Source organism: Microlunatus capsulatus, from assembly GCF_017876495.1.
GTDB lineage: Bacteria > Actinomycetota > Actinomycetes > Propionibacteriales > Propionibacteriaceae > Microlunatus > Microlunatus capsulatus.
The window spans coordinates 3,191,911-3,213,727 of record NZ_JAGIOB010000001.1 but is presented as its reverse complement, the minus strand read 5'-3'; the positions used below and the strand labels follow the sequence as shown (position 1 = coordinate 3,213,727).

The 21,817-nt window shown below is 74.5% G+C and carries 25 protein-coding genes and 1 tRNA gene; 11 read left to right on the top strand and 15 right to left on the bottom strand.

Annotated features, from left to right (window positions below; genetic code table 11):
• The first annotated feature begins 157 nt into the window (after positions 1-157).
• From JOF54_RS14850 to JOF54_RS14840, 3 genes are all read left to right on the top strand, one after another.
• Positions 158-550 carry an FmdB family zinc ribbon protein gene (locus JOF54_RS14850; RefSeq protein WP_210057230.1) on the top strand — a complete coding sequence of 131 codons (393 nt, stop codon included), beginning with the start codon at positions 158-160 and terminating at the stop codon, positions 548-550.
• A 49-nt stretch (positions 551-599) separates the two neighbouring features.
• Positions 600-1,259, top strand: coding sequence for an SAF domain-containing protein (locus JOF54_RS14845; RefSeq protein WP_210057227.1), 660 nt, complete (start codon positions 600-602; stop codon positions 1,257-1,259).
• A gap of 84 nt (positions 1,260-1,343) precedes the next feature.
• A complete protein-coding gene (locus JOF54_RS14840; RefSeq protein WP_210057225.1) occupies positions 1,344-1,709 on the top strand; it encodes an MscL family protein in 366 nt (121 codons plus the stop codon).
• Positions 1,710-1,727: 18 nt separating this feature from the next.
• On the opposite strand, the gene JOF54_RS14835 is transcribed toward JOF54_RS14840, so the two are convergent.
• Complete coding sequence (locus tag JOF54_RS14835; RefSeq protein WP_210057224.1) at positions 1,728-2,072, bottom strand: hypothetical protein; 345 nt, start codon at positions 2,070-2,072, stop codon at positions 1,728-1,730.
• A 117-nt stretch (positions 2,073-2,189) separates the two neighbouring features.
• On the opposite strand from JOF54_RS14835, the gene JOF54_RS14830 reads away from it, so the two are divergent.
• Positions 2,190-2,834, top strand: a complete 645-nt coding sequence (locus JOF54_RS14830) for a malonic semialdehyde reductase (protein ID WP_307804203.1) — start codon at positions 2,190-2,192, stop codon at positions 2,832-2,834.
• Positions 2,835-2,898: 64 nt separating this feature from the next.
• Here JOF54_RS14830 and JOF54_RS14825 read toward each other — a convergent pair whose 3' ends face one another.
• The 4 genes from JOF54_RS14825 to JOF54_RS14810 form a co-directional block, all read right to left on the bottom strand.
• Positions 2,899-4,281 carry a UTP--glucose-1-phosphate uridylyltransferase gene (locus JOF54_RS14825; protein WP_210057221.1) on the bottom strand — a complete coding sequence of 461 codons (1,383 nt, stop codon included), beginning with the start codon at positions 4,279-4,281 and terminating at the stop codon, positions 2,899-2,901.
• A gap of 55 nt (positions 4,282-4,336) precedes the next feature.
• A complete protein-coding gene (locus tag JOF54_RS14820) occupies positions 4,337-5,386 on the bottom strand; it encodes an alpha/beta hydrolase (RefSeq protein ID WP_210057219.1) in 1,050 nt (349 codons plus the stop codon).
• Between the two features lie 74 nt (positions 5,387-5,460).
• Complete coding sequence (locus JOF54_RS14815) at positions 5,461-5,955, bottom strand: aminoacyl-tRNA deacylase (RefSeq protein ID WP_210057217.1); 495 nt, start codon at positions 5,953-5,955, stop codon at positions 5,461-5,463.
• Positions 5,956-5,997: 42 nt separating this feature from the next.
• Entirely contained in the window at positions 5,998-6,876 is an 879-nt protein-coding gene (locus tag JOF54_RS14810; RefSeq protein ID WP_210057215.1) for a dioxygenase family protein, read from the bottom strand.
• Between the two features lie 120 nt (positions 6,877-6,996).
• Here JOF54_RS14810 and JOF54_RS14805 point away from each other — a divergent pair, with 120 nt between their 5' ends.
• Entirely contained in the window at positions 6,997-7,494 is a 498-nt protein-coding gene (locus JOF54_RS14805) for a GNAT family N-acetyltransferase (protein WP_210057213.1), read from the top strand.
• A 4-nt stretch (positions 7,495-7,498) separates the two neighbouring features.
• On the opposite strand, the gene JOF54_RS14800 is transcribed toward JOF54_RS14805, so the two are convergent.
• Together JOF54_RS14800 and JOF54_RS14795 are read right to left on the bottom strand one after the other, a co-directional pair.
• A complete protein-coding gene (locus JOF54_RS14800; protein WP_210057211.1) occupies positions 7,499-8,191 on the bottom strand; it encodes a zf-HC2 domain-containing protein in 693 nt (230 codons plus the stop codon).
• Positions 8,188-8,724 carry a sigma-70 family RNA polymerase sigma factor gene (locus JOF54_RS14795; protein WP_210057209.1) on the bottom strand — a complete coding sequence of 179 codons (537 nt, stop codon included), beginning with the start codon at positions 8,722-8,724 and terminating at the stop codon, positions 8,188-8,190. The genes JOF54_RS14800 and JOF54_RS14795 overlap by 4 nt, the downstream gene beginning before the upstream one ends.
• 210 nt (positions 8,725-8,934) lie before the next feature.
• Here JOF54_RS14795 and JOF54_RS14790 point away from each other — a divergent pair, with 210 nt between their 5' ends.
• On the top strand, positions 8,935-9,774 hold the full coding sequence (locus tag JOF54_RS14790; protein ID WP_210057207.1) for a DUF4394 domain-containing protein: 840 nt from the start codon (positions 8,935-8,937) through the stop codon (positions 9,772-9,774).
• Positions 9,775-9,834: 60 nt separating this feature from the next.
• Here the strand turns inward: JOF54_RS14790 and JOF54_RS14785 are convergent, their stop codons facing one another.
• Complete coding sequence (locus JOF54_RS14785; protein WP_210057205.1) at positions 9,835-11,385, bottom strand: alpha-amylase; 1,551 nt, start codon at positions 11,383-11,385, stop codon at positions 9,835-9,837.
• A gap of 298 nt (positions 11,386-11,683) precedes the next feature.
• On the opposite strand from JOF54_RS14785, the gene JOF54_RS14780 reads away from it, so the two are divergent.
• Positions 11,684-13,258 (top strand): VCBS repeat-containing protein, encoded by a 1,575-nt coding sequence (locus JOF54_RS14780; RefSeq protein ID WP_210057203.1) that lies wholly within the window; start codon positions 11,684-11,686, stop codon positions 13,256-13,258.
• Positions 13,259-13,359: 101 nt separating this feature from the next.
• Here JOF54_RS14780 and JOF54_RS14775 read toward each other — a convergent pair whose 3' ends face one another.
• Both JOF54_RS14775 and JOF54_RS14770 read right to left on the bottom strand, forming a co-directional pair.
• Positions 13,360-13,803 (bottom strand): ATP-binding protein, encoded by a 444-nt coding sequence (locus JOF54_RS14775; protein WP_210057201.1) that lies wholly within the window; start codon positions 13,801-13,803, stop codon positions 13,360-13,362.
• Between the two features lie 21 nt (positions 13,804-13,824).
• Positions 13,825-14,394 (bottom strand): dihydrofolate reductase family protein, encoded by a 570-nt coding sequence (locus JOF54_RS14770; RefSeq protein WP_210057199.1) that lies wholly within the window; start codon positions 14,392-14,394, stop codon positions 13,825-13,827.
• Positions 14,395-14,491: 97 nt separating this feature from the next.
• Here JOF54_RS14770 and JOF54_RS14765 point away from each other — a divergent pair, with 97 nt between their 5' ends.
• Genes JOF54_RS14765 through JOF54_RS14755 form a run of 3 tightly spaced genes read left to right on the top strand, consistent with a single transcriptional unit; the run spans position 14,492 to position 16,005 of the window.
• Positions 14,492-15,259 (top strand): GolD/DthD family dehydrogenase, encoded by a 768-nt coding sequence (locus tag JOF54_RS14765; RefSeq protein WP_210057196.1) that lies wholly within the window; start codon positions 14,492-14,494, stop codon positions 15,257-15,259.
• A gap of 4 nt (positions 15,260-15,263) precedes the next feature.
• Entirely contained in the window at positions 15,264-15,815 is a 552-nt protein-coding gene (locus tag JOF54_RS14760; protein ID WP_210057194.1) for a GNAT family N-acetyltransferase, read from the top strand.
• 10 nt (positions 15,816-15,825) lie between these two features.
• On the top strand, positions 15,826-16,005 hold the full coding sequence (locus tag JOF54_RS14755) for a hypothetical protein (RefSeq protein WP_210057193.1): 180 nt from the start codon (positions 15,826-15,828) through the stop codon (positions 16,003-16,005).
• Positions 16,006-16,015: 10 nt separating this feature from the next.
• Here the strand turns inward: JOF54_RS14755 and JOF54_RS14750 are convergent, their stop codons facing one another.
• The 5 genes from JOF54_RS14750 to JOF54_RS14730 all read right to left on the bottom strand — a co-directional run bounded on the left by JOF54_RS14750 (position 16,016) and on the right by JOF54_RS14730 (position 20,685).
• Positions 16,016-17,038 carry a LacI family DNA-binding transcriptional regulator gene (locus tag JOF54_RS14750; protein ID WP_210057191.1) on the bottom strand — a complete coding sequence of 341 codons (1,023 nt, stop codon included), beginning with the start codon at positions 17,036-17,038 and terminating at the stop codon, positions 16,016-16,018.
• A gap of 182 nt (positions 17,039-17,220) precedes the next feature.
• Positions 17,221-18,393 carry a sialidase family protein gene (locus JOF54_RS14745; RefSeq protein WP_210057189.1) on the bottom strand — a complete coding sequence of 391 codons (1,173 nt, stop codon included), beginning with the start codon at positions 18,391-18,393 and terminating at the stop codon, positions 17,221-17,223.
• 124 nt (positions 18,394-18,517) lie between these two features.
• The gene (locus JOF54_RS14740; RefSeq protein ID WP_210057187.1) at positions 18,518-19,126 is read right to left on the bottom strand and encodes a hypothetical protein; all 609 of its coding nucleotides are present in this window, start codon (positions 19,124-19,126) and stop codon (positions 18,518-18,520) included.
• Entirely contained in the window at positions 19,116-19,634 is a 519-nt protein-coding gene (locus JOF54_RS21985; RefSeq protein WP_210057185.1) for an RNA polymerase sigma factor, read from the bottom strand. Before JOF54_RS21985 ends, JOF54_RS14740 begins: the two co-directional genes overlap by 11 nt.
• A gap of 978 nt (positions 19,635-20,612) precedes the next feature.
• Positions 20,613-20,685: transfer RNA gene (locus JOF54_RS14730), tRNA-Arg, on the bottom strand.
• A gap of 82 nt (positions 20,686-20,767) precedes the next feature.
• Between JOF54_RS14730 and JOF54_RS14725 the strand changes: the two genes are divergently transcribed.
• Positions 20,768-21,730, top strand: coding sequence for a nucleoside hydrolase (locus JOF54_RS14725; protein WP_210057183.1), 963 nt, complete (start codon positions 20,768-20,770; stop codon positions 21,728-21,730).
• Positions 21,731-21,817: the final 87 nt, after the last annotated feature.

The following is a 21,817-nucleotide window of genomic DNA, read 5'->3' as shown; positions in this document are numbered from 1 at the left end:
CTCACTCTAGTGACCGGGCCGGGGTGCCGGCGCCGCGCCGGAGGAGCGCCCTCCGCCGACGCGGCCGGACGGTCGTTGGCAGTCGGTATGCTGGAGTGCTAAGTGCGCCGGGTCGCCATCCGGTGCCTGATCGACCTGAACCGGAGAGAGCACGCTCATGCCTACCTACCAGTACCGGTGCACCGAGTGCGGGCACGACCTCGAGGCCGTGCAGAAGTTCACGGACGCGGCGCTGACCGAGTGCCCGAACTGCGGCGGCTCGCTCCGCAAGGTGTTCAACGCCGTCGGCGTCGTCTTCAAGGGCTCGGGCTTCTACCGCACCGACAGCCGCAAGGCCCCCTCCGAGGGTGGCTCGTCCGACGGCGGCAGCAGCAAGCCGGCCCCCGCCAAGGAGAAGGCGGCCCCGAGCGGCTCCGGCGACTCGGGCTCGGGTTCGGGTTCGGGTTCGGGCAGCAGCGGGAGCGCGCCGGCCAAGGAGTCCTCCTCCGGCGGCTCCTCCTCGTCCTCCTCCTCCTCGTCGTCCACAGGGAGCAAGGCCGCCAGCAGCTAGGACTGTGGACGGCGCGCACGCTGCGCCGTCGCCTCCCGAGACTGACGGCGTGACCACCTCCGTCCGCTCCCGCCGCCGTCCGGGCGCCCCCGCCGGTCGCCGGCACCCGCTGCGGTCCCTGCTCCGCGCCGCGTCCTGGCACCGGCGGCCGCTCGCCGCCGTCGCGGCCGCGCTGGCCGTGCTCACCGGGGTGTCGGCCGCCCTCCCCGAGGGCCCGCCCGAGCGCACCGTGCTGGTCGCCGTCCGGGAGGTGCCCGGGGGCAGCGTCCTCGCCGCCGCCGACGTGGAACCCCGCGCCCTGCGGTCCGACGACCTCCCGGCCGCGGCCCTCGACGCCTCGGCCGCCGTCGTCGGGCGGGCGGTGAGCGCCCCGCTCGCGCGGGGCCAGGTGCTGACGCCGCTCGCCCTCGTCGCCCCGCGGGCCGGGCCGTCCTCCGCCCGGGTGGTGACCCCGGTGCGGCTCGCCGACGCCGGGGTCGTCGCCCTGCTCCGGCCGGGCGACGTCGTCGACCTCGTGGGCACCGACGAGCAGGACGGGACCGCCGACGTGGTGGCCCCGGCCGCCCGGGTGGTGACCATCCCGCAGATCGAGGAGGAGGCCGCGCCGGGCAGCGCCGGCGGCCTGGTGCTGGTGGAGGTGCCGCCCGGGACCGGGACGCGGCTGGCGCGGGCGGCCGCCCGGGGTCCGCTGACCGTCCTGTGGCGCTGACGCGGCCCTGTCCGTCGCCGGGACCCTCTGCTAGCGTCCGGCGGGTCGGACCGCGATACCCACCCACACGCCGGAGGAAACAGGATGCTGCAGGGTTTCAAGGACTTCATCCTGAGGGGCAACCTCATCGAGCTGGCGGTCGCCTTCGTCATGGGCACCGTCTTCGCCGCCGTGGTGGATGCGTTCACCAAGATCGTCCTCGACCTGCTCGGCCTCGTCATCCAGGTCAAGGGCCTGAGCGAGATCGCCGTCAACGGCGTGAACGTCGGCAACTTCATCACCGCGCTCATCACCTTCCTGCTCACGGCCGCGGTGCTCTACTTCGCCGTCGTCGTGCCCTACAACCGCTTCAGCCAGATCCGCAAGGCGGCCGAGCCCGAGAAGGCGGCCTCCAGCGAGGACCTGCTGGCCGAGATCCGCGACCTGCTGCGCGCGCAGAACCGCAGCTGACGCCGCTCCCCCGACGACTCAGACGCCGTGGTGCGGGGGCACGTCCTGCAGCAGCCGCCGCTCGTCCGCGCTCAGCGGGCGCGGGTCGGCGACGACGGCGGGCGGCGGTCCGCTGAGCCGGCGGCGCAGCTCGGCCACGGCCGAGCCCAGCTGCGCCGGTCCGAGGCCCTCGGCCAGGTCGGGCGGCAGCGGGTGGGCCCGGGTGAGCTCCGCGAGGTCCACCTGGACGCCCAGCCGGGGCCGGAGCAGGGCGGCCAGCGACTCCAGGTCGGGCCGGTCCTGACGCCCCAGGTCCTCGAAGCGGACGCCGGTGACGGCGTAGGCCAGCGCCTGGTGCCAGGCGGGCAGGGCAGCCTCGTCCACGTCCACCTCCGGGTCTCGACGGGAGGCCCATCGTCGCAGACCCGGACCGCCGCGGCGTGTGGCGCAGGCCTCAGCGGTCGACCGGAATACCCGAAGTAGTTGATTGTTGAACCACCCGTGACCGACCTCGACGTGACCCGTGACCTGACCGACTTCGAGCAGGAGTTCGACTCCGGGCTCGCCATCTCCGCTGACGTCGCGGACCAGCTGTTCCGCCGGGCGGCGACGGCGTACACCTTCTCCGACGAGCCCGTGACCGACGAGCAGGTCCAGGCCGTGCACGAGCTCCTCAAGTGGGGCCCGACCGCCATGAACACCCAGCCCCTGCGCATCGTGCTGGTCCGCTCCGAGCAGGCCCGCGAGCAGCTCGTCGAGCACATGGCCGGTGGCAACAAGGAGCGCACCGCCGCGGCCCCGCTCGTGGCCCTGCTGGCGGCCGACGTCGACTTCCACGAGGAGCTGGACCGGGTCTTCCCCGTCTACCCGAACGCCAAGGCGAACTTCGCCGACGAGCAGGCCCGGGCTGCCGCGGCGCACACCAACGCCGTCCTGCAGGCGGGCTACTTCATCCTGGCCGTCCGCGCCGCCGGCCTGGCCGCGGGCCCGATGGGCGGCTTCGACGCCGAGGCGGTCAGCCGCCAGTTCTTCCCCGACGGCCGCCACCGCGTCTTCCTGGTCGTCAACCTCGGCCACCCCAGCGAGGAGTCCTACCGCCCGCGCCAGCCGCGGCTGGACTACGACGAGGTCGTGACGACGGCCTGAGCCGTGACCCGGACGACGACGAGGCCCGCACCCCGGCCGGGGGTGCGGGCCTCGTCGCGTCCGGTCAGCCCTGCAGCAGGGTCCCGGCGGGCACAGTCCGCGGCTCGCCCTCGTCGGGCAGCCGGCCGGCGCCCACCACGGTGACGTCGGCCTCGAAGGTCCAGTCCCCCTCGACGGCCAGCCCGCTCGCCCCGCGCAGCGAGGGCGCCCCCGCCGGGAACCGCTCGTCGAACGCCGCGATCGTCTTGTAGTGCCGGCTGTCCAGGTCCACCAGCGGCGCCGGGTCGGCGACCCGGACCAGGTGCCCGGCGTCGTCGACCTCGTACACGTCGGAGCGCAGCAGCAGCAGGTCGTTGGTCGTCTTGACCGGCAGGAACCGCTCGCGGCCGACGCCGATGGCCGTCGCCCCCTCGAAGACCTCGACGGCCGCGCCCATCGCGCACTCGATCTGCACGACCGGCGTCGACGTCGGGTCGGACGGGTCGACGGTCTTCTCGTTCTTGATCAGCGGCAGGCCCAGGACCGAGTGCCGCTCCTTGAGCGTGCGGGAGAGCACCTGCAGGTCGAACCACAGGTTGTTCGTGTGGAAGTACGGGTGCCGGTGCTCGTCGGTGAAGTAGTGCATCTCCTCCTTCGCCGTCTGCGCGGTGTCGCGCAGGATCAGCTGCCGGTCGGCCTTGCGGATGGCGAGGTGCCCGCCCTTGCGGTCGGCCGCCGTCCGCCGGCAGATCTCGGCCGCGTAGGGCGCGCCGCTGGCCGCGAACCAGCCGGCGATGGTGGCGTCGGGGGCCGCCCCGAGGTTGTCGGAGTTCGACACCGAGGCGTAGCGGTAGCCGAGCGCCAGCAGCCGGTCGAGGATGCCCGAGGCCTCCAGGGCGGTGTAGAGGTCGCCGTGCCCGGGCGGGCACCACTCCAGCGTCGGGTCGGCCGGCCACTCCACCGGGGTGAGGTCGTCGGCGCGGAGCTTCGGCTCCTGGCTCTGCAGGAAGTCGAGGTCGAGGCCGTCCACGGCCAGGTCGTCGTAGCCGGCCAGCGCGGCGAGGGTGTCCTCGCGGGTGCGGAAGCTGTCCATGAACACCAGCGGCAGCTTGGCCCCGTAGGTCTGACGGGCCGCCCGGACCTGGTCGACGATGAGGTCGAGGAAGCTCTTGCCGTCGCGCACGGTCAGCAGCGACTTGGCGCGGTCCAGGCCCATCGAGGTGCCGAGGCCCCCGTTCAGCTTGATGACCACCGTCGCCGCCAGGGCCGCCCGGGCGTCCTCGTCGCTGACGGTGACGTCGCTGAGCAGGTCGGGGTGCTCCAGCGGCTCGATGCTGTCCTCGGGGATGAACCCGGTGACGCCCTCCTCGAGCTGGTGGTAGTAGTGGCTGAAGACGTCGACCGCCTGCGGGTTCACCCCGGCGGCGGCCATCTTGTCCTGGGCCTGCTGCAGTCCCTGTGCGCTCATCCCCCGATCCTAGGGACGCGCCGCCCGGCCGCCGAACCGGTCGGGGCGGGTCCGGCTACTTCTTCTTCGCGGGCCTCGGCGTCACCGCGGCCAGCACCGCCCGGGTGGCCCGGGTCATCTCGGCCTGCGCCTCGTCGCGGTCACCGGTCGGGGTGCCGTCACCCGGCTGCTCGCCGTAGTCGCCGAACCAGCTGTGCACCGCCCCGGGCACCACGACGTAGGTGGTGTCCGGCGGCAGCTTGCTCTTCGACGCGTCGACCTTGGCCGGGGTGCTGAGCCCGTCGCGCTCGGCCGAGACCGAGGTCACCGCCAGGTCGGCGCGCTCCAGCCGGCCCGCGGGGTAGGACGCCCACAGCACGAGGCCGGCGACCGCCGCACCGCCCACCCGGGGGTGGTCGTCGGCGAAGGAGGCAGCCGTGACGCCGCCGAGGGAGTGCCCGGCGACGACCCACTGCGCGATCTCGGGGTGCGCCCGCATCACCCGCTCCGGGTGACCGGCGTCGACGAAGGAGATGCCGAAGGGCTCCTTGAGCACCGTGACGAGGTAGCCGGCCTGGGCGAGCGGTCGCAGCACGTGGGCGTAGGCCCGCGGGTCGACCCGGGCGCCCGGCACGAAGACGAGGCCGGTCGTCGGCCGGACGACCTGGTCGTCGTCGTCGCGGGCGGTCGAGGCCATCTCGAACCAGGTGAGGCGGTCCGAGACCCGCACGTCGCCCTCCGAGCGCATGGCCGCGACCGCCACGGGAGCGGCGGCGAAGGGCCGTGACCAGGCGAGCGAGACCACCAGCAGCGTGCAGAGGAACAGGGCCGGCACCGCCAGCGCGATCCGCCGGTTGGCGCGGCGCGCGTGCTGCCGCGGCGTCCGGGTCGGGCCGTCGTCGCCGTCGGAGCGGTCGCCCAGGACCAGGCTGGCCAGCGCCCAGGCCAGTGCGACGAAGCCGAGCAGCCCGCAGCCGATCGACAGCACCAGCATCAGCGGGTGCCCCATGAGGATCGGCTGCCAGCGCGTCCAGCCCAGCCAGACCGGCACGGCGACCATGGCGGCCCCCACCAGCAGCCAGACCGAGGCGAGCACGCGTCGGCTGTGGTCCCCCGGGTTGGCCATGCCGGGAAGTGTAGGGGTGCGGAGCCGGACGGCCCGCCGGCGCGACGGCCCGCGCGACCCGACGCCCGCCGCGCTCAGCCGGCGGGCTCGGCGAGGTCGGCGACCACCCCGCCGTAGGCCGTGACCAGGGCGTCGACGTCGACGAAGGCGCTGTAGCCGTGGTCGCCGGCCCCCATCGCGACCCGTCGGCCGGCGAGCCGCGCGTCGACCCAGAGCGGCCAGGCGGTGCTGCTGCCCACCGGGGTGATGGTGCCGCGGGCGTAGCCGGTGGCCGCGAGCGCCTCCCCGGCGTCGGGCAGCGTCAGCTTGTTCACCCCGACCAGGGCCCGCAGCTTCGGCCAGGCCAGCTGGGTGTCCCCGGGCAGCACCGCGAAGAGGTAGCTGCCGTCGGAGCGGCGCAGCACCAGGGTCTTGGCGATGTCGGCGGGGGTGAGGCCGAGCAGCGCGGCGGCCTCGGGCAGGCTGCGGGCGGGAGGCCGCGGCCGCACCTCCACGGCCAGGCCGTGCGCGCGGGCGCCGGCCAGCATCCGCTCGACGCCGTCGGGCCAGGTCTGCGCGAGATCGCTCACGTCGTCATCCTGTCCGTCGGCCGCCGACGCCGGTCCCCCGGGTCAGCCGAGCTGGAACGAGCGGCGCGACAGCCCCATCATGTAGCCGTCGATCGTCGTCACCGCGGTGCGCGGCTCGGCCGAGGCGGCCCCGAAGGTGACGAACATCGGGATGAAGTGCTCGACGGTCGGGTGGCACCAGGGCATGCCCGGCGCGTGGTCGCGGAACCCGGCCAGGCCGTCGACGTCGCCCTCGGCCAGCAGCTCGGCCGCCCACTGGTCGAAGTCGGAGGACCAGGCCGGCACCTCGCCGGCGGCGTTGGCCCGGGTGAGGAAGGGCAGCCCGTGCGTGGTGAAGCCCGAGCCGATCACCAGCACGCCCTCCTCCCGCAGCGAGCGGAGGCGGGCGCCGAGGGCGAGCAGGTCGCCCGGGTCCTCGGTGGGCAGGCTCAGCTGCAGGACGGGCACGTCGGCCACCGGGTACATGACCATGAGCGGCACCCAGGCCCCGTGGTCGAGGCCGCGGCGGGCGTGCTCGTGCACCGTGGTGGTGTCGCCCATCACCGCGTGCACCCGGGCGGCGAGCGCGGAGGCGTCCGGCGTCGGGTAGGTCAGCGCCGAGTAGCGCGGGTGGAAGCCGCCGAAGTCGTAGACGAGCGGGGCGGCGGCGGCGCTGGAGGACAGCGACAGCGGGGCCGACTCCCAGTGCGCGCTGACGATGAGGACGGCCCGCGGCTTGGGCATCGAGAGCGACCAGGCCAGCAGCTTGTCCATCCACTCCGCGTCGTCCAGCAGCGGCGGGGCGCCGTGGCTCAGGAACAGCGACGGCAGCGGGCCGTCCTCGGGCTGCCAGAGCGGCTGCCGACGGCTGGCCGCCACCGCGCCGGGGAGGAAGGCGTCGTAGGCGCCGGCGGGGACGCCGCGCTCGAACAGGGAGGTCATGGGTCGGCTCTCGGTCGCAGGGAGCATCGCTTGATGCTGCAACTCATCCTAGGAGCGCTGACTTGAATTATCAAGTAAACCTCCCGACCGGGTCCGGCGCCCGGCTGCTACGGTCGTCCGATGCCGTGGATCGAGGTGCATCCGGCCGCCCCGGAGAACGAACGAGCGCTCGCGACCCTGGAGAACGCCGCCTGGGCGCTCGAGGTGCGGGCCCGTCCCCGGATGGCCGTCGACGAGGCCTTCTTCGGTCCGCACCGCCAGCCGCACGACGTGCTGGTCGCCGTCGAGGAGCCCGAGGGGGTGATCCTCGGCCACGTCGACCTCGACCGGCAGTTCCCCGTGCCCAGCAACGCCCACGTCATCCGGCTGCTCGGGCTGCTGGTGTCACCTGCGGCCCGCGGCCAGGGCATCGGCGCGAAGCTGCTCGCCGCCGCCGTCGAGGAGGCGCGCGTCCGCGGCGCCCGCAAGGTCGAGGTCCGCGCGCTGTCCACGAACGCGACGGCCATCGACCTCTACGAGCGGGCCGGCTTCGTCGAGGAGGCCCGGTTCCGCGACGAGTTCGCCCTCGTCGACGGTCGCCTCGTCGACGACGTGTGGTTCTCCCGCTGGATCGCCTGAGCGCTCAGCCCAGGTCGGCGTCCATCACCAGAGCGCCCTGCGCGTCGGTGACCCGCAGCTGACGCGTCTGGTCGACGGGCACGGCCGCGTTGACGCTGCACCGCACCGCGTCGGCCCCGGTGCCCAGGAAGCTCCCGGCGCTGACCTGCGAGCCGTCGTCGGTGACGAAGGTGACGGCGTAGCTCTGACCGGCCGCGAGGCCGGTCGCCTCGAGCTTCAGCTCGGTCCCCCAGGTGTGCCGGACCAGCCCGGCGTCGGCCGTCAGGCCCGGGGCGTCGAGCCGCAGGTCGACGGCGATCACGGGTGGTTCGTCGCGCGGCCCGGCGGACCAGACGCCGGCGGCGAAGGCGGCGGCCACGCCGGCTGCGGCCACTAGCCCCACCCCCGCGCGGCGCAGCCGCGCCCGCCGAGCCCCCGCCCGCCGCCGGCCCCCCACCGCGGCCAGCACCTCGTCCTCGAGGCCCGCCGGCGGGTCCAGGGCGTCGGCGGCGGTCGGGTCGAGCTCCTGCAGCGCGGCCACCACCGGCGCCAGTGCGGCGACCTCGGCCCGGCAGCCCGCGCAGCCGGCCAGGTGGGCGTCGACGCGGGCCTGGTCGTCCGGGCCCAGCTGCCCCAGCACGTGCGCCCCCAGCAGCTCGCGCAGGGCGGTGTGCGCGTCGTCGCCCGGGCCGCGCCCGAGCTCGTCGTGGTCGGTCACAGCGACACCCCCATCTCCTCCATCGCGACCCGCAGCGCCTTCAGCGCGTAGAACGCGCGGCTGCGCAGCGTGCCGGCCGCCACCCCGGTGCTGGCGGCCAGCTCGTCGTAGCTGCGTCCCCGCAGGAAGGTCTCCACGATCACCTCTCGATGTCCAGGGCTGAGCGCGCCCAGTGCGCGCACGACCAGCGTCCGGTCCAGCACCTGCTCCGTCGCGTCGGCGCCCGGACGGCGCTCCGCCGCCTCGGTGGCCGCCTCCGCCGCCACCGGCGCGAACGACGCCGTCGTCCGCCGCCGGTGCAGGTCGATCATGACGTTGCGGGCGATGGCGAAGAGCCAGACCCGCAGGCTCGCGCGGTCCGGGTCGAAGCGGGCGGCCGACTGCCACGCCCGCAGGAACGTCTCCTGCACGGCGTCCTGGGCCAGCCCGGCGTCGCCCAGCCCGCGCAGGGCGAACCGGTAGAGCTCCGCCCCGTGCGCCGCGTAGGCCGCGCGCAGCCCGCTGTCCGCCGAGAGGTCACCGCCCCGCTGCACCGCACCGCCCCCGCTCTGGTCCCCTCGTCCGGGACTGCCTACGCAGCCGTCGGCGGCCGTGTTCACCGGGAGTTCGGAGCGGTCGCGCCGGTGGAGCGGCCGAGACGTCGGGCCGGTCCTTCAACACCAGGGGCGCGGGTCCCGTAGACACCCCCGTCGCCAGCAGGTGGCACCGAGCCCGGGGTCCGGGCGCACGAGAGGGATGTCCGCATGAGAGTTCGTCGAGCCGTCGTCGCCGTCGCCGCAGTTTCCGCCGCCGCCGTGGGGGTGCCCCTCACGGCTTCCGCCACCGGCTCCGGCGGGGCCGACGCCGTCGGCCTGACCCGCGGGGGCACCGCCCTCGTCTCCTTCGACACAGACCGCCCCACGAAGGCCCGCGCCATCGGCACGGTGCGCGGCCTGACCGGTGACACCCAGCTGGTCGGCATCGACCGGCGGGTGCAGAACGGGAAGCTCTACGGGGTCGGCGACCAGGGCGGCATCTACACCTTGTCCGCCCGCTCGGCCAAGGCCACCCCGGCCGGCCGGCTCACCACCCCCCTGGCCGGGACGTCCTTCGGCGTCGACTTCAACCCCGCGGCGAACGCGCTGCGGGTCGTCAGCGACACCGGCCAGAACCTGCGCCAGCCCTTCGGCACCGGCAACGCGGCCACGGCGCCGACCGTCGTGGACGGCCCGCTCACCTACCTGGGCGTGCCGGCCACCGGCGTGGCCGGGGCCGCGTACACCAACAACGACCTGGCCGCGTCGACGGCGACGTCGCTGTTCGACCTCGACACCGCCCTCGACCAGGTGGCCCTGCAGTCACCGGCGAACGCCGGGTCGCTGGCCGCCACCGGCAAGCTGGGCGTCGACGCGGGCTCCGACGTCGGCTTCGACATCGCCAGCACGGTCCGCAAGGGCACGACCACGGGCAACGCCGGCTTCGCGGTGCTCACCGCGGGCGGGCGCTCGGGCCTCTACGCCGTCGACCTGCTGACCGGTGACGTGGACCTCCAGGGCCGGTTCCCGGTGACGGTCACCGACCTGGCGGTCGACCTCGACCGCTGAGCCGGGGGGACGGTCCGCACCACGGCGGTGCGGACCGTCCCGTGCTCGTCCGCCCGCACCTCAGAGGCGGCTCGCCCGCGTGACGGCGACGACGCCCTTGGCCGGCACGGTGACCGTGGCGAAGCCGGTGCTGCCCACCGTCACCACGGTCCCGGTGCAGCCGCCGGCCTGCTCGGCCCCGCTGACGACGTCGCAGTAGCGGCCGCCCGGGAGCCCCGTCTGCACCCGGACCTCCTTCGGCGCCGTGCCGTTGTTCAGCGCCACCCAGCCGCGGTTGCCCTTGCTGAACGCCACGACGTTGGCGTCGTCGGTCCAGAAGTTCACCCGCTTGGCCGCGCCGACGTAGTCGTGCCAGCCGACCATCGCGACGATGCCGCGGTCGCGGTGCACGCAGGTCCAGCCCTGGCCGCAGACGGCGTCGGTGATCCGGCCGTCGGCCCGGGCCGGCGGCGAGTCGTCCTTCGTCACCCACGCGAAGCTGGAGTAGACCTGCGGCGACCCGTAGCCGTCGGCCAGCAGCCACTGGTGCGCCAGCACGTAGGTGGCACCGTCCTTGTAGTTGAGGTAGTCGCCCGCGTCGTTCCGCTCGCTGTCATGGTTGGTGACGAAGGAGACGGTCTTCCCGCTGGGCGTGAGGCCGGCGGCGGCGCCGAACACCTCCAACGAGGAGAGGCTGCCGGTGTGGTCGGCGGTGTAGCTCTTGAACGCCTGCTGCATCTGGCGGGCGCCGTCCACGCCGAGCACGTCACCCGAGCGCAGGTAGGCCTCGGGCCGCAGCACGCCGGGTCCGCCGGGCAGCACCTCCAGCGACCAGTACGGCTTCACGCCGTCCTTCGTCCGGTTCAGCCGGGAGTAGATGGCGTCGAGGTCGCGCGGCGGCATGTGCTTGGCGGCGTCCACCCGGAAGCCCGAGACGCCGTAGCGGATCAGCTTGTTGAGGTAGCCGGCGATCTCGGCCTGCACGTCGTCGCTCCCGGTGCGCAGGTCCTCCAGGCCCACCAGGTTGCAGTTCCAGACCTGGGCCTTGGCGTTGAAGTCCTGGATCCCGCCGTCGCTGGAGGGGCACTCCCCGCTCGGGGCGTGGAAGTCCTCGGGGCCGTAGAGGCCGTCGTAGCGGTAGGGCGTGTAGTCGACGCCGCCGTAGGAGGTGCTGCCCTGGCCGGTGGTGTGATTGATGACCGCGTCGACGTAGACCTTCACCCCCGCCCTGCGGCAGGTCTTCACCATCTTCTTGAACTGCGCCTCGGTGCCCATCCGGCTGGTCAGGTCGTAGCTGACCGCCTGGTAGACCTCCCACCAGGGGTGCAGCACGGTGTCCGAGCCGTTGCCCAGCGCCGTCCGCTTCAGCGAGTTCTGCGGCGGGGCGACCTGGACGCCGTCGTAGCCGGCCGGGCCCAGCACGTCGGTGCACTCGCGGGCGACGGAGCGCCAGTTCCACTCCCACAGGCTGACGGTCACCCCCGGCTCCTGTGTGCTGCGGCTCCCGCGCCCGACCGCGCCGTCGGCGGTCGGCACGGCGAGCGCGAGCGAGGCCGCCAGCGCCGCGACCGCCAGGACGGTGGTGCGGCGGAGGAACGGCGCGCGCCGCCCCCGGGTGCGTGATGGGTCCATGGGCTCTCCTGGCCTTCAGGTCGAGGCGTCGTCGACTCCCCCGACGGAACAGTGGTGCAGGTCACCTTGGCAGACGGGTCCGACAGCACGGAAGCGGCCGACCGCGGGACCGCGGACCCCGCAGCCGGGCCTGCCGTCCTGCACATATGTGCTTCTCGTCCGTCCTCGGCAGGCGGGGACCTGCCGCGGACGGTCGGCAGCGGCCGGGCCGGCTTGTTACCGTCATCCGCGACCGGTGCCCGACGGGGACGCGCCGGCTGACCGCTGGGAGGACTTCATGTCCGCACTACGACGCAGGGTGGGCGCGACCGCGCTCGCCTGCCTGGGACTCGGTTCGGTGGTGGCCCTGGTGGCCCCCGGACCGCTCGTCCAGACCGCTGCGGCCGCACCGGCGACCGCCTCCGACTTCAACGGCGACGGCTACGCCGACCTCGCCGTCGGCGTGCCCCTCGAGGACGTCGGCACCATCGCCGACGCCGGGGCCGTGCAGGTCTTCTACGGCGCGGCCGGCGGCCTGAGCGGCGCCCGCGGCCGGGTCCTGCACCAGGACGTGGCCGGGGTGGCCGACCAGGCCGAGGCCGGTGACCGCTTCGGCTCCTCCGTCGCCATGGGCGACCTCAACGGCGACGGCTTCGGCGACCTCGCCGTCGGCGTCCCGCTCGAGGACGTCAACGGGCGCGCCGACGCCGGCGCCGTCCAGGTGTTCTACGGCTCCGCGAGCGGCCTGACCACCACCAACCAGTTCCTCACCCAGGACACCGCGGGCACCGTCGACGTCGCCGAGGCCGGGGACCGCTTCGGCTCCGCCCTCGCGGTGGGCGACGTCTCGGGCAGCGGCATCGTCGACCTGGCGGTCGGCGTGCCCTACGAGGACATCGGACGCGCGGTCGACGCCGGCGCCGTCCACGTGCTCCGCGGCTCCGCCGCCGGGGTGACGGCCACCGGCGACCAGCTGGTGCAGCAGAACACCCGCGGCGCGGCCGACGTGGCCGAGAAGAGCGACCAGTTCGGCAAGGCCGTGGCGATCGGCGACATCGCCGGCAGCGGCAAGGCCGACCTCGCCGTCGGCGTGCCCTACGAGAACGTCGGCCGGATCGCCGACGCCGGCGCGGTGCACGTGCTCCGCGGCTCCACCGCCGGGGTGAGCACCGCCGCCGACCAGCTCCTGACCCAGAACAGCAAGGGCGCCGGCGACAAGTCCGAGAAGGGCGACCGGTTCGGCTGGGCCGTCACCACGGGCGACCTGTCCGGCAACGCCAAGGCCGACCTCGCCGTCGGCGTGCCGCGCGAGGACGTCGGCAAGGTCGTCGACGCCGGGGCGATCCACCTGTTCCGCGGCTCGACGGGCGCCGTCAGCACCGCCGGTGACCAGGTCATCAGCCAGAACACGCGGAACGTGGCGGACAAGTCCGAGCGGGGTGACCTGTTCGGCTACTCGCTGACGGCGGCCAACCTGGCCGGCTCGGGCAAGGCCGACCTCGCCGTCGGCGTGCCGCTGGAGAACGTCGGCTCCGTCGTCGACGCCGGTGCGGTCGCGGTCTTCGAGGGCTCGACGCCGGGCCTGCGCAGCGCCGACGACAAGCTGATCCACCAGAGCAACCGCGGCTCCGACGCCTCGGCCGAGCGCAACGACCAGTTCGCGGCGGCCGTGGCCTCGGCGAACCTCGTCGGCTCGGGCTACGCCGACCTCGCCGTCGGCGTCCCGCTGGAGAACGTCGGGGCGGCCCCCGACGGCGGCTCGGTCCAGGTGTTCCGGGGCGCGACCTCGGGCGTCACGATCAGCCGGGACCAGGTCCTGACGCAGAGCATCACCGGAGCGCCCAGCGCCGCGGAGCGGTCCGACCGGTTCGGGTCCGCGGTCACCGCGCGCTGACCCCACCCCCACGACGGCGCGGCACCTGCGGGTGCCGCGCCGTCGTGCTGCCCGGACCCCCTGCTGGGCCTCCCGACCCAGGAGGCCCGGGGCCTGCCGGCTCAGCCGCGCAGCAGCCCCTCGAGCACGTCGGCCAGCTCGGTGACGGGCCGCCGGCCGTCCAGCTCGAGGGTCGCCCCGGCCCGCAGCAGCGGCTCGACCTCGGCGAGGTACCCGAGGATCTCGGCGCGCTGCCCGGCCGTCCGCCCGTAGGGGTTCGCGGTCCGCGTGGTCACCCGCGCCAGCAGCACCTCCGCCGGGGCGCTCAGCAGCACGACGTGGGCGAAGCGGTCGTAGAACAGGCCCTGGTCGTCAGCGGTGCCGACGACGAGGAGGTCGTCGTGGGCCGCCAGCAGGGCGGTCATCCGCGGGTGGTCCCACCCGCCCTCGGGCCGGTGCCAGCCGGGGTCGTCGGTCTCGACGGTGCGGTGCCCGCGGCGGACCAGCTCGGCGCGCACGGTGCTCTTGCCCGTCCCCGACATCCCCGTCAGCAGCACCCGCGGCACGGCCGCCACCCTAGGGGAGCGTCAGGGACGGTGGTAGGTCTCGACCACCACGCCGGTCTCGAAGGCCCGGGTGCCGGTGCGCCGCAGGCCCGTCGGGGCGAAGGGGCCGGCGAACAGCGGGACGCCGGCGCCGAGCACCACGGGGTTCCGCTTGACGACCAGGACGTCCACCTCGTCGCGGAGCGCGCCGGCGAGCGCACCGCCGCCGGCCAACCAGATCCCGGCCCCCTCCTCCTGCTTGAGCCGTCGCACCACCGCGACCGGGTCGTCGGCGACCACCTCGACGCCCTCGGCCGGGACGCCGAGGGTGCGGGAGAAGACCAGCTGCCGCAGGTGCGGGTAGGGGCTGGTGATGCCCGCGGCCAACGCCGGCTCGTAGGTGCGCCGGCCCATCAGCACGGTGTCGAAGTGCCGGTTCGGCGTGCCCGTCAGCCCGAGCGGGCCGCGCGCCTGCACGGGGAGCGTCTCCGGGCACTCGGCGACGATCCAGGCCGCGCTGTCCCCGTCGAAGCCGAAGAAGTCGAACTCCCCGCCCGGTCCGGCGATGAACCCGTCGACGCTGGCGGCCACGTGGTAGGTGAGGGTGCGCACCGTCCCGACCCTAGGGCTGACGGCGGCTCCCGGACCAGGCCCGGGCGCTCCCGCGCGCCCTCTTGCGGCCACCGCCCGCGGGGAGGAAGGTGCGAGCGTGAGCGACACCGTCCCCGACTCCCTCCTCGACTTCTCGCTGGCGGGGAAGGTCGCCGTGGTGACGGGCGGCGCCTCGGGGATCGGCGCGGCCGTCGTCGACGCCTTCGCCGCCAAGGGCGCCGCCGTCGTCGTGCTGGACCGGGCGATGGAGGCCGCGCAGCACAAGGTGGCCGACGGCTCGGCGGTCGCCGCGGTGTCCTGCGACGTCAGCGACGAGGGCTCGGTGGCCGAGGCCGTGGGCGCCGTCGCCGACCAGTTCGGCCGGGTGGACGTGCTGGTGAACAGCGCCGGCCTGGCCCTGCTCGCGCCCGCCGAGGAGCTGGGGCTCGACGCGTGGGACCGGACGATGACGGTCAACCTCCGGGGCGCGTTCCTCGTCAGCCAGCACGTCGGCCGGCTGATGCTGGCGCAGGGCCGCGGCACCGTCATCAGCATCGCCTCCCAGGCCGCGACGGTGGCGCTGCCCGGTCACGTGGCCTACTGCGCGTCGAAGTTCGGCCTCGTCGGGATGACGAAGGTGCTGGCGGCGGAGTGGGCGGGCCGCGGCGTCACCGCCAACACCATCAGCCCGACGGTGGTGCTCACCGACCTCGGCCGCGCCGCCTGGGACAACGCCGAGGGCGAGGCGCTCAAGGCCGAGATCCCGGTGGGCCGGTTCGCGCTGCCCGAGGAGATCGCGGCCGCCGCGGTCTACCTGGCCAGCGACGCCGCGGCCATGGTCAACGGCGCCGACCTGCTGGTCGACGGCGGCTACACCATCCGCTGAGCCCGTGCCCGCTCCCCTGCCCCCGCTGCTGACGACGGAGCGCCTCCGGCTCCGCGCGTGGCTGCCGGCCGCCGACGCGGCGCTGGTCCGGACGCTCTGGTCGGAGCGGGACCCGCGGGCGCGCTACCGGATCGACGCCGACGGGCACCCGACGGTGGCGGAGATGGAGGCCCGGCTGGCCGAGCAGCTGGTCGTCACGGCGCGGACCGGCCTGGCCCTGCTCGCGCTGGAGCGCCGCGCCGAGGGCGACGTCATCGGCTACTGCGGGCTGATCGCCGGGCAGTCCAGCGCCGAGGAGCCCGAGATCGCCTACGAGCTGCTGAGCCGCGAGCACGGCCGGGGCTACGCCACCGAGGCGGCGCGGGCCGTCGTCCACGCCGCGACGACGGCGGGCCTGCCCCGGCTCTGGGCGACGGTCCGGGTCTGGAACGCGCCGTCGTTCCGGGTGCTGGAGAAGCTCGGCTTCCACGACAGCGGGCGGCTCGACCCCGACGCCGAGCGCGGCGACACCGTCTGGATGACCCGCGACCTGCGTGGGCCGGCGGTCAGCGGGTAGGGGGAGGGCCATGAGCGAGAACACCGTCGACATCGACGACCAGGACTCCGAGCCCACCATGACCGCCCCCGCCGAGGGACGCCCCGACGGCACCGACGGCCAGTCCGACCAGGTCGGCAGCGACCAGATCCACGCCCCGGCGGCCGACGACCAGACCGGCGCCGAGGACCCCGGGACGCCCGGCGTCTGAGCTCCCTGCTCTAGCCCCGGGACGCGGGGGCGGCGATCGACGCGCCGTCGACGAGCGGGCAGACGAAGGAGTAGTTCTGCGCCTCGGGGGCGCGGCCGGTGTCCAACCAGTCCATCAGCAGCTCGGCGGCGTGCGCGGCCATCAGGTCGTCGGGCCGCTCCATCCGGGTGGCCTCGGGCGACAGCTGGTTGCTCAGCTGCTCGCGGTCGTCGAGGCTCACCAGCGACAGGTCCTGCGGCACGGACAGCCCCAGCCGGGCGGCGGCGAGCATGACGCCGACGGCGAGCCGCTCGTTGGTGGCGACCAGCGCCGTCGGCGGCCGGTCCGAGCGCAGCAGCGCGGTGGCGGCTGCCAGCCCCTCGTCGATGCGGAGGTCCTCGGCCTGCACCTGGGTGGGGGCCAGGCCGGCGTCGGCGAGGGCCCGGGTGGCCCCGCTCGCCCGCAGACCGGTCTGGAAGTGGTCCAGCGGTCCGCTGAGCACGGCGATGTCGCGGTGCCCGCGCTCCAGCAGGGCCTCGACGGCGCCGCGGCCGGCGCCCTCCTCGTCGGGGGCGACGCAGGTGAGCTGCTGGTGCGGGTCCTGGCAGTTGAGCAGCACCACCGGTGAGGCCGACAGCGCCTCGACGGCCTCGTACTGGCACAGCTCCGGGGCCACGACGAGCATCCCGTCGACCTGCTGGTTGCCCAGCGTGGACAACGCCCGCCGCTGGTCGATCTCGGTGGGCTCGGCGTACATCTTGATCAGCTTGTAGCCGTTGTTGAGCGAGGTCTGCAGGGCCGACGCCATCAGGTGCAGCGGCAGCCCGCCCACGCCGCGCCAGGTGAGGACGCCGAGGATGCGGGTGCGGGAGGTGCGCAGGCTCTGGGCGACGGCGTTCGGCGTGTACTCCAGGCGGCGGGCCGCCTCGAGCACGGCCTCCTGCTTGACGGCGGAGATCAGCCCCTTGGCGCGTCCGTTGAGGACGAGCGACACGGCGCTGCGGGACACCCCGGCCAGGTCGGCGACATCTTGTGCGGTTGCTCTTCGAGCCATGCTGGTGCCCCCCGGAGGCGTGTTGGAACGTGCGTCGGAACCCTCCCCCGAGGTTGTCGCGGGACGCAATCTACCGAAGTCCGCCGGCGGCAGCCAGGTCCGCGTGGGCGCGACCGGGTCGCGGGGCAGCCGGCCGGGCGCCACGGGTCGAGGCCCCGCGCTGGGCGAGCGGCAGCGGTCGGTCAGCGCACGAGGTCGGCGATCCGCAGGCTGCGGAAGTCGATCCGCTCCTTCCAGGACGTCCGCCCGGTCTCGTAGAGGATGCCGACCGTCGCGCCGTCGAGCTGGACGAGGTCGGAGTAGGCGCCGGGGCGGCTGTCGCGCTGCACCGGGCGGCCGGCGCTCCAGGTCTTCCCGACCTTCGCGCCGCGGCTGACGAACACCGCCATCCCGTGCCGTCGGGTCGGGTCCTTGCGGGCCGGCGAGGAGAACAGCAGGGTGCCGGCGTGCGGTCCGGTGAGGGCGAGGGCGCTGCCCTGCACGGAGACCGTGGGCAGGCCGGCCCGCCGGAAGGGCGCGTCGAGGCTGGAGCCGCCGTCGCTGGAGAAGGCCGCGATGCGGCCGGTCCCGACGGGGGCCTGGGCGTTGCGGTTGCGGTAGCTGATCCACAGCCGGCCGTCGGGCAGCTCGGCGACGGTGCCCTCGATCCGGCCGTCGTCTCCGGTGGCCTTGTAGCCGACCTTCCAGGTCGTGCCGTGGTTGTCGCTGATGACGGCGTAGGCGCCGTAGCGCGTGCCGTCCTTGTAGCCCATGGGGACGACGAGGCGGCCGCGGTGCGGGCTCTTCGGCGAGCGCAGCTGCAGGGCGTGGCCGGGCCCGGTGAGGCCGCCGGCGTAGCGGGGGGTGCCGGCCAGGTCCTTGCCGGCCTTGCTGTACGGGGTGAAGGTGCGGCCGTCGTCGGTGCTGCGCTGCAGGTGGAAGCCGTGGCCGGTGGTGCCGCCCTTCGGCCGGTGGACCGAGAACAGCATGACCTCACCGGTGCTGGTGTCGACCAGCGGCGACGGGTTCCCGACGGTGCCCGTGCCCTGGTCGGCGATGACGCGCGGCCTGCTCCAGTGGCAGCCGCGGTCGGTGGAGCGGGCGGTGACGATCTCGAGGTCGGAGATGTCGGCGGACGGGCTGGTGCTGCGCCGGCGCTCGGCGAAGGCGACGAGCGTCCCCTTCGGCGTCACGACCAACGACGGGATCCGGTAGACGACCTTCTTGCCGACGTTCGTCCGGAACGGGGTGGCGGTGCAGGTGCGCGGGGCGGCGTCGGCGGTGGGCGGGAGGCAGACCAGCGCCAGGGCCAGCCCGACGAGGACGCTGAGGGGACGGAGCCGCTGCGCGGTGGGGACGGGCCGGGAGGCGGGCATGCGTGACCTTCTGCAGGAGGCCCCGAGCCACGGTCGACGCTACGTGCGCGTGGTGGGTGGTTCCAGAGCCCCGGCCCAGGAGGGGACCAAAGCCTCCGGGACTGCTGACCTAGGACCCGACGGGTCAGCTGGCGAGCGTGAGCTCGCCCTGGACGATCGTCTGACCCGAGTGCTCGGTCTCCCCCGGGCTCTGCTGCGAGATGTCGAGGATGCCGAACTCGGCCAGGTCGATGGAGTGGTCGACGGTCCACAGCCCGTGGCTGCCGTCGAGGATCCCCAGGGTCTGACGACGGGTCGGGTCGTGCCGGTGGACCAGCCAAGCCTGTCGGATGCCCGAAGTGGGGAGCTCGGCGTGCAGCGCCACCTGGAGGATGCGGCGGCCACGCTCGTCAGTGGCGAGCTCGGCGTCGCCGGTGGCGTCGGCCCAGACGGCCTCGACCGGGGCGAGGTGGGCGTGACCGGTGAGGTCGTCCTCGTCCTGGCCGTCCTCGGTCGCGGGCTCCTGGGTCGGGGCCGTGAGCCCCAGGTCGGAGCGGATGCTCAGCCACACCTGCTCGCCGGGGGTGGTCAGGGTGGCGTCGAGGGGCGCGCGACGTCCCTGGTCGACGACGCGGGCGAAGTCCGCGAGCTCGTGGGCGCAGACGGCGCAGGCCTCGACGTGGAGGCGCTCCTCCGGGGTGCCGGCGGGCTCGCCGAGGGCGAGCAGCGCGAGCAGGTCGGGGTCAGCATGCACGGGGCTGCACCTCCAGCCGCTCCCGCAGGGTCAGCAGGCTCCGGCGCAGGTGGCTGCGGACGGTGCCCGACGGCAGTCCGAGCCGCTCGGCGATCTGGGCGCTGGTCAGCTCGCCGTACAGGGCCATCCGCAGGACCTGCTGCGGCTCGGTGTCCAGGTGGGAGACCCCGTCGGCGACGAGGAGGCGCCCGGTGAGGTCGGCGGCCGCGGGCCGGGCCGGGGTGGCCGGCGTCCCGCCCTCCTGCTCGGCGATGGAGCGGTGGGTCAGCTCGACGAGCCAGGAGGAGAGCGACTCGGAGGCCTCGGCCAACCGGTCCTGGGCCGCCCACAGCTGCGCGAAGACCCGGCGGGTGACCGACTCGGCCCCCGCCTCGCTGTCGAGCGAGCTCAGTGCGAGGCTGTACACCAACGGCGACCACCGGTCGTAGGCCTGGGTCAGCGCCGCCTCGTCCCCGGCTCGGGAGTCGCGGGCGCCGGTCCCCCGGTCGTCCTCGTGCTGTGTCACCACCAGCTGCTCCTCGTCGTCGTACGCAGTTCGCGGCGTCGTGCGTCCAACCCTAGGCGACCGGTCCTCATGCGGGTCCGCGAATCCGCGGGGTGCTGGCGACGGGCGCTGCCGGAGCCCGCGGGCAGCGATGGTCCGGCCCTGGCGCGACTTATCACGCACGGGCCCACGCGGTGGTGGACCGGCATGCCCACCGGAGCTCGTCACCTCAGCGGACAGGGGCTCCTCCGACCGCGAGGCTGATCCCCGTGCAGGGATCCGCGCGGGCGACGGCACCGAACACGAGGCGTTCGTCGTCAGCGGCGGCTCCGGCTGGTGCTGACGCGGACCACCGGTGGGCACGCCTGCTGGTGGGCCGGGCCCCGCCGGTTGCTGCGGCGGGGTCCGGCTTCCAACCCCTGGGGAGGGGCTGAGGGGACCTTCCGCGAGCTGGCGGACCCAGGGGGAAGGGCCGGGGTGCCTCCCCGGGATGACGCGGTTCGCGTCGAGGTTGTGCTCGCATCCGAACCGAGTGGTTGGAAACTAACAGAGCCGTCCGCTGCCGGACGGGGGCGCACCGGAGGTCCGCGTCGAGCGTGCACGTGACCGATGTCCCACTCTCGGACATGTCCGAGAGTGGACAGGACCGCGGGGATGCTGTTATCAAACCGTGATCTTGCTTATCGTGTCAGAAGTTCACGTGCGCAGACAGAGGACGATCGGGGGATCATCAGGTCACCCACGCACGTCGAGCGAGGGACCGGCACCTCTCGTCCTCCGCGATCGTTCGAGGGGCGCCGGTCCCGTCCGCGCACGGCCGCCGGTCGCGGCACCGCCGTTCCCCGTCCGGGCAGGCGGGTCCGGGCCTCCCCGTCGCCGTGACGACAGGACATCCGCGGAGGAGACCCGAGCCCGGGACCGGACCGTCGCGACGTGGGCGCCGCGGGCCGGTGGCAGCGCCGACGACCACCGGGTGGTCGGGGAGCCCGGTCGGCGCAGGGGCGCCCCCAGCAGGATTCGAACCTGCGACACAAGGTTTAGGAAACCTTTGCTCTATCCCCTGAGCTATGGGGGCCGACCGACGCCCGGGGCGTCGGACCCGAGCGCCTAGGCTAGTGGATCGCCCGCGCCCCACCCCACACGCCCGGAGGTCGTCGATGCCCGCCCGCACCCTCGTCATGGACGTCGACACCGGCACGGACGACGCGCTCGCCCTGCTGTACGCCGTCGGCCACCCCGACCTGACGGTCACCGGGATCAGCTGCGTCGCCGGCAACGCGAGCCTGGAGAAGGTCGTCGACAACACCCACAAGGTGCTCGACGCGGCGGGCGCACCGGACGTCCCCGTCGCCGCCGGCGCGCGCAAGGCGCTGATCGAGCGCGTGCAGGAGGAGTCGGCCTTCCACGGCGAGGACGGGCTGGCCGGGATCGTGCTGCCCGACACCGCCCGCACCACCAGTCCGCTCACCGCCGTCGAGCTGCTGCGCCAGCAGGTCGTGGCGGCGGACAGCCCCGTCACGCTGGTCGGGCTCGCGCCGCAGACCAACCTCGCGATGCTGCTGACCCTGCACCCCGAGGTCACCGACCACCTGGAACGGATCGTCTTCATGGGCGGCTCGGCCTCGGTCGGCAACGTCACCGCGGTGGCGGAGTTCAACGTCTGGCTGGACCCGGAGGCGGCGACCTGCGTGGTCGAGTCCGGCATCCCCACCGCCATGTACGGGCTGGACGTCTTCAACCGGCTGACCATCCCCGAGGAGCACGCCCGGCGCTGGGCGGCCAGCGAGCACCCGGCGCAGCGGCTGACGGGTGAGCTGCTGCTGCGCCGCGGCGCCCGGGCCGACGGGCTGACCGAGCAGGACTACGTCGGCGGGATCGGCGACGCCGGCGCCCTGGTCTTCCTGACCCACCCCGAGCTGTTCACCGTGGGGCGGCACCCGGTGCGCGTCGACCTCGCCGGGCTCGGCCGCGGGCAGACCGTCGTCGACCGGCGACCGGTCTCCTACGACCTGCAGGCCCGCAGCGCCGACCCCTGGCAGACCCTCGAGGTCGTGCTGGACCTGGACGTGCAGCAGGCCGCGCAGGCCTTCACCGAGGTGGTGGACGCCTACACGGCCTGAGGTCCGCTGCCCTTCGACGAGCTCAGCGAGCGGGGGTGCTGCTCAGCCCTTCGACAGGCTCAGCGCGCGGAGACCGAGCTCCAAGCG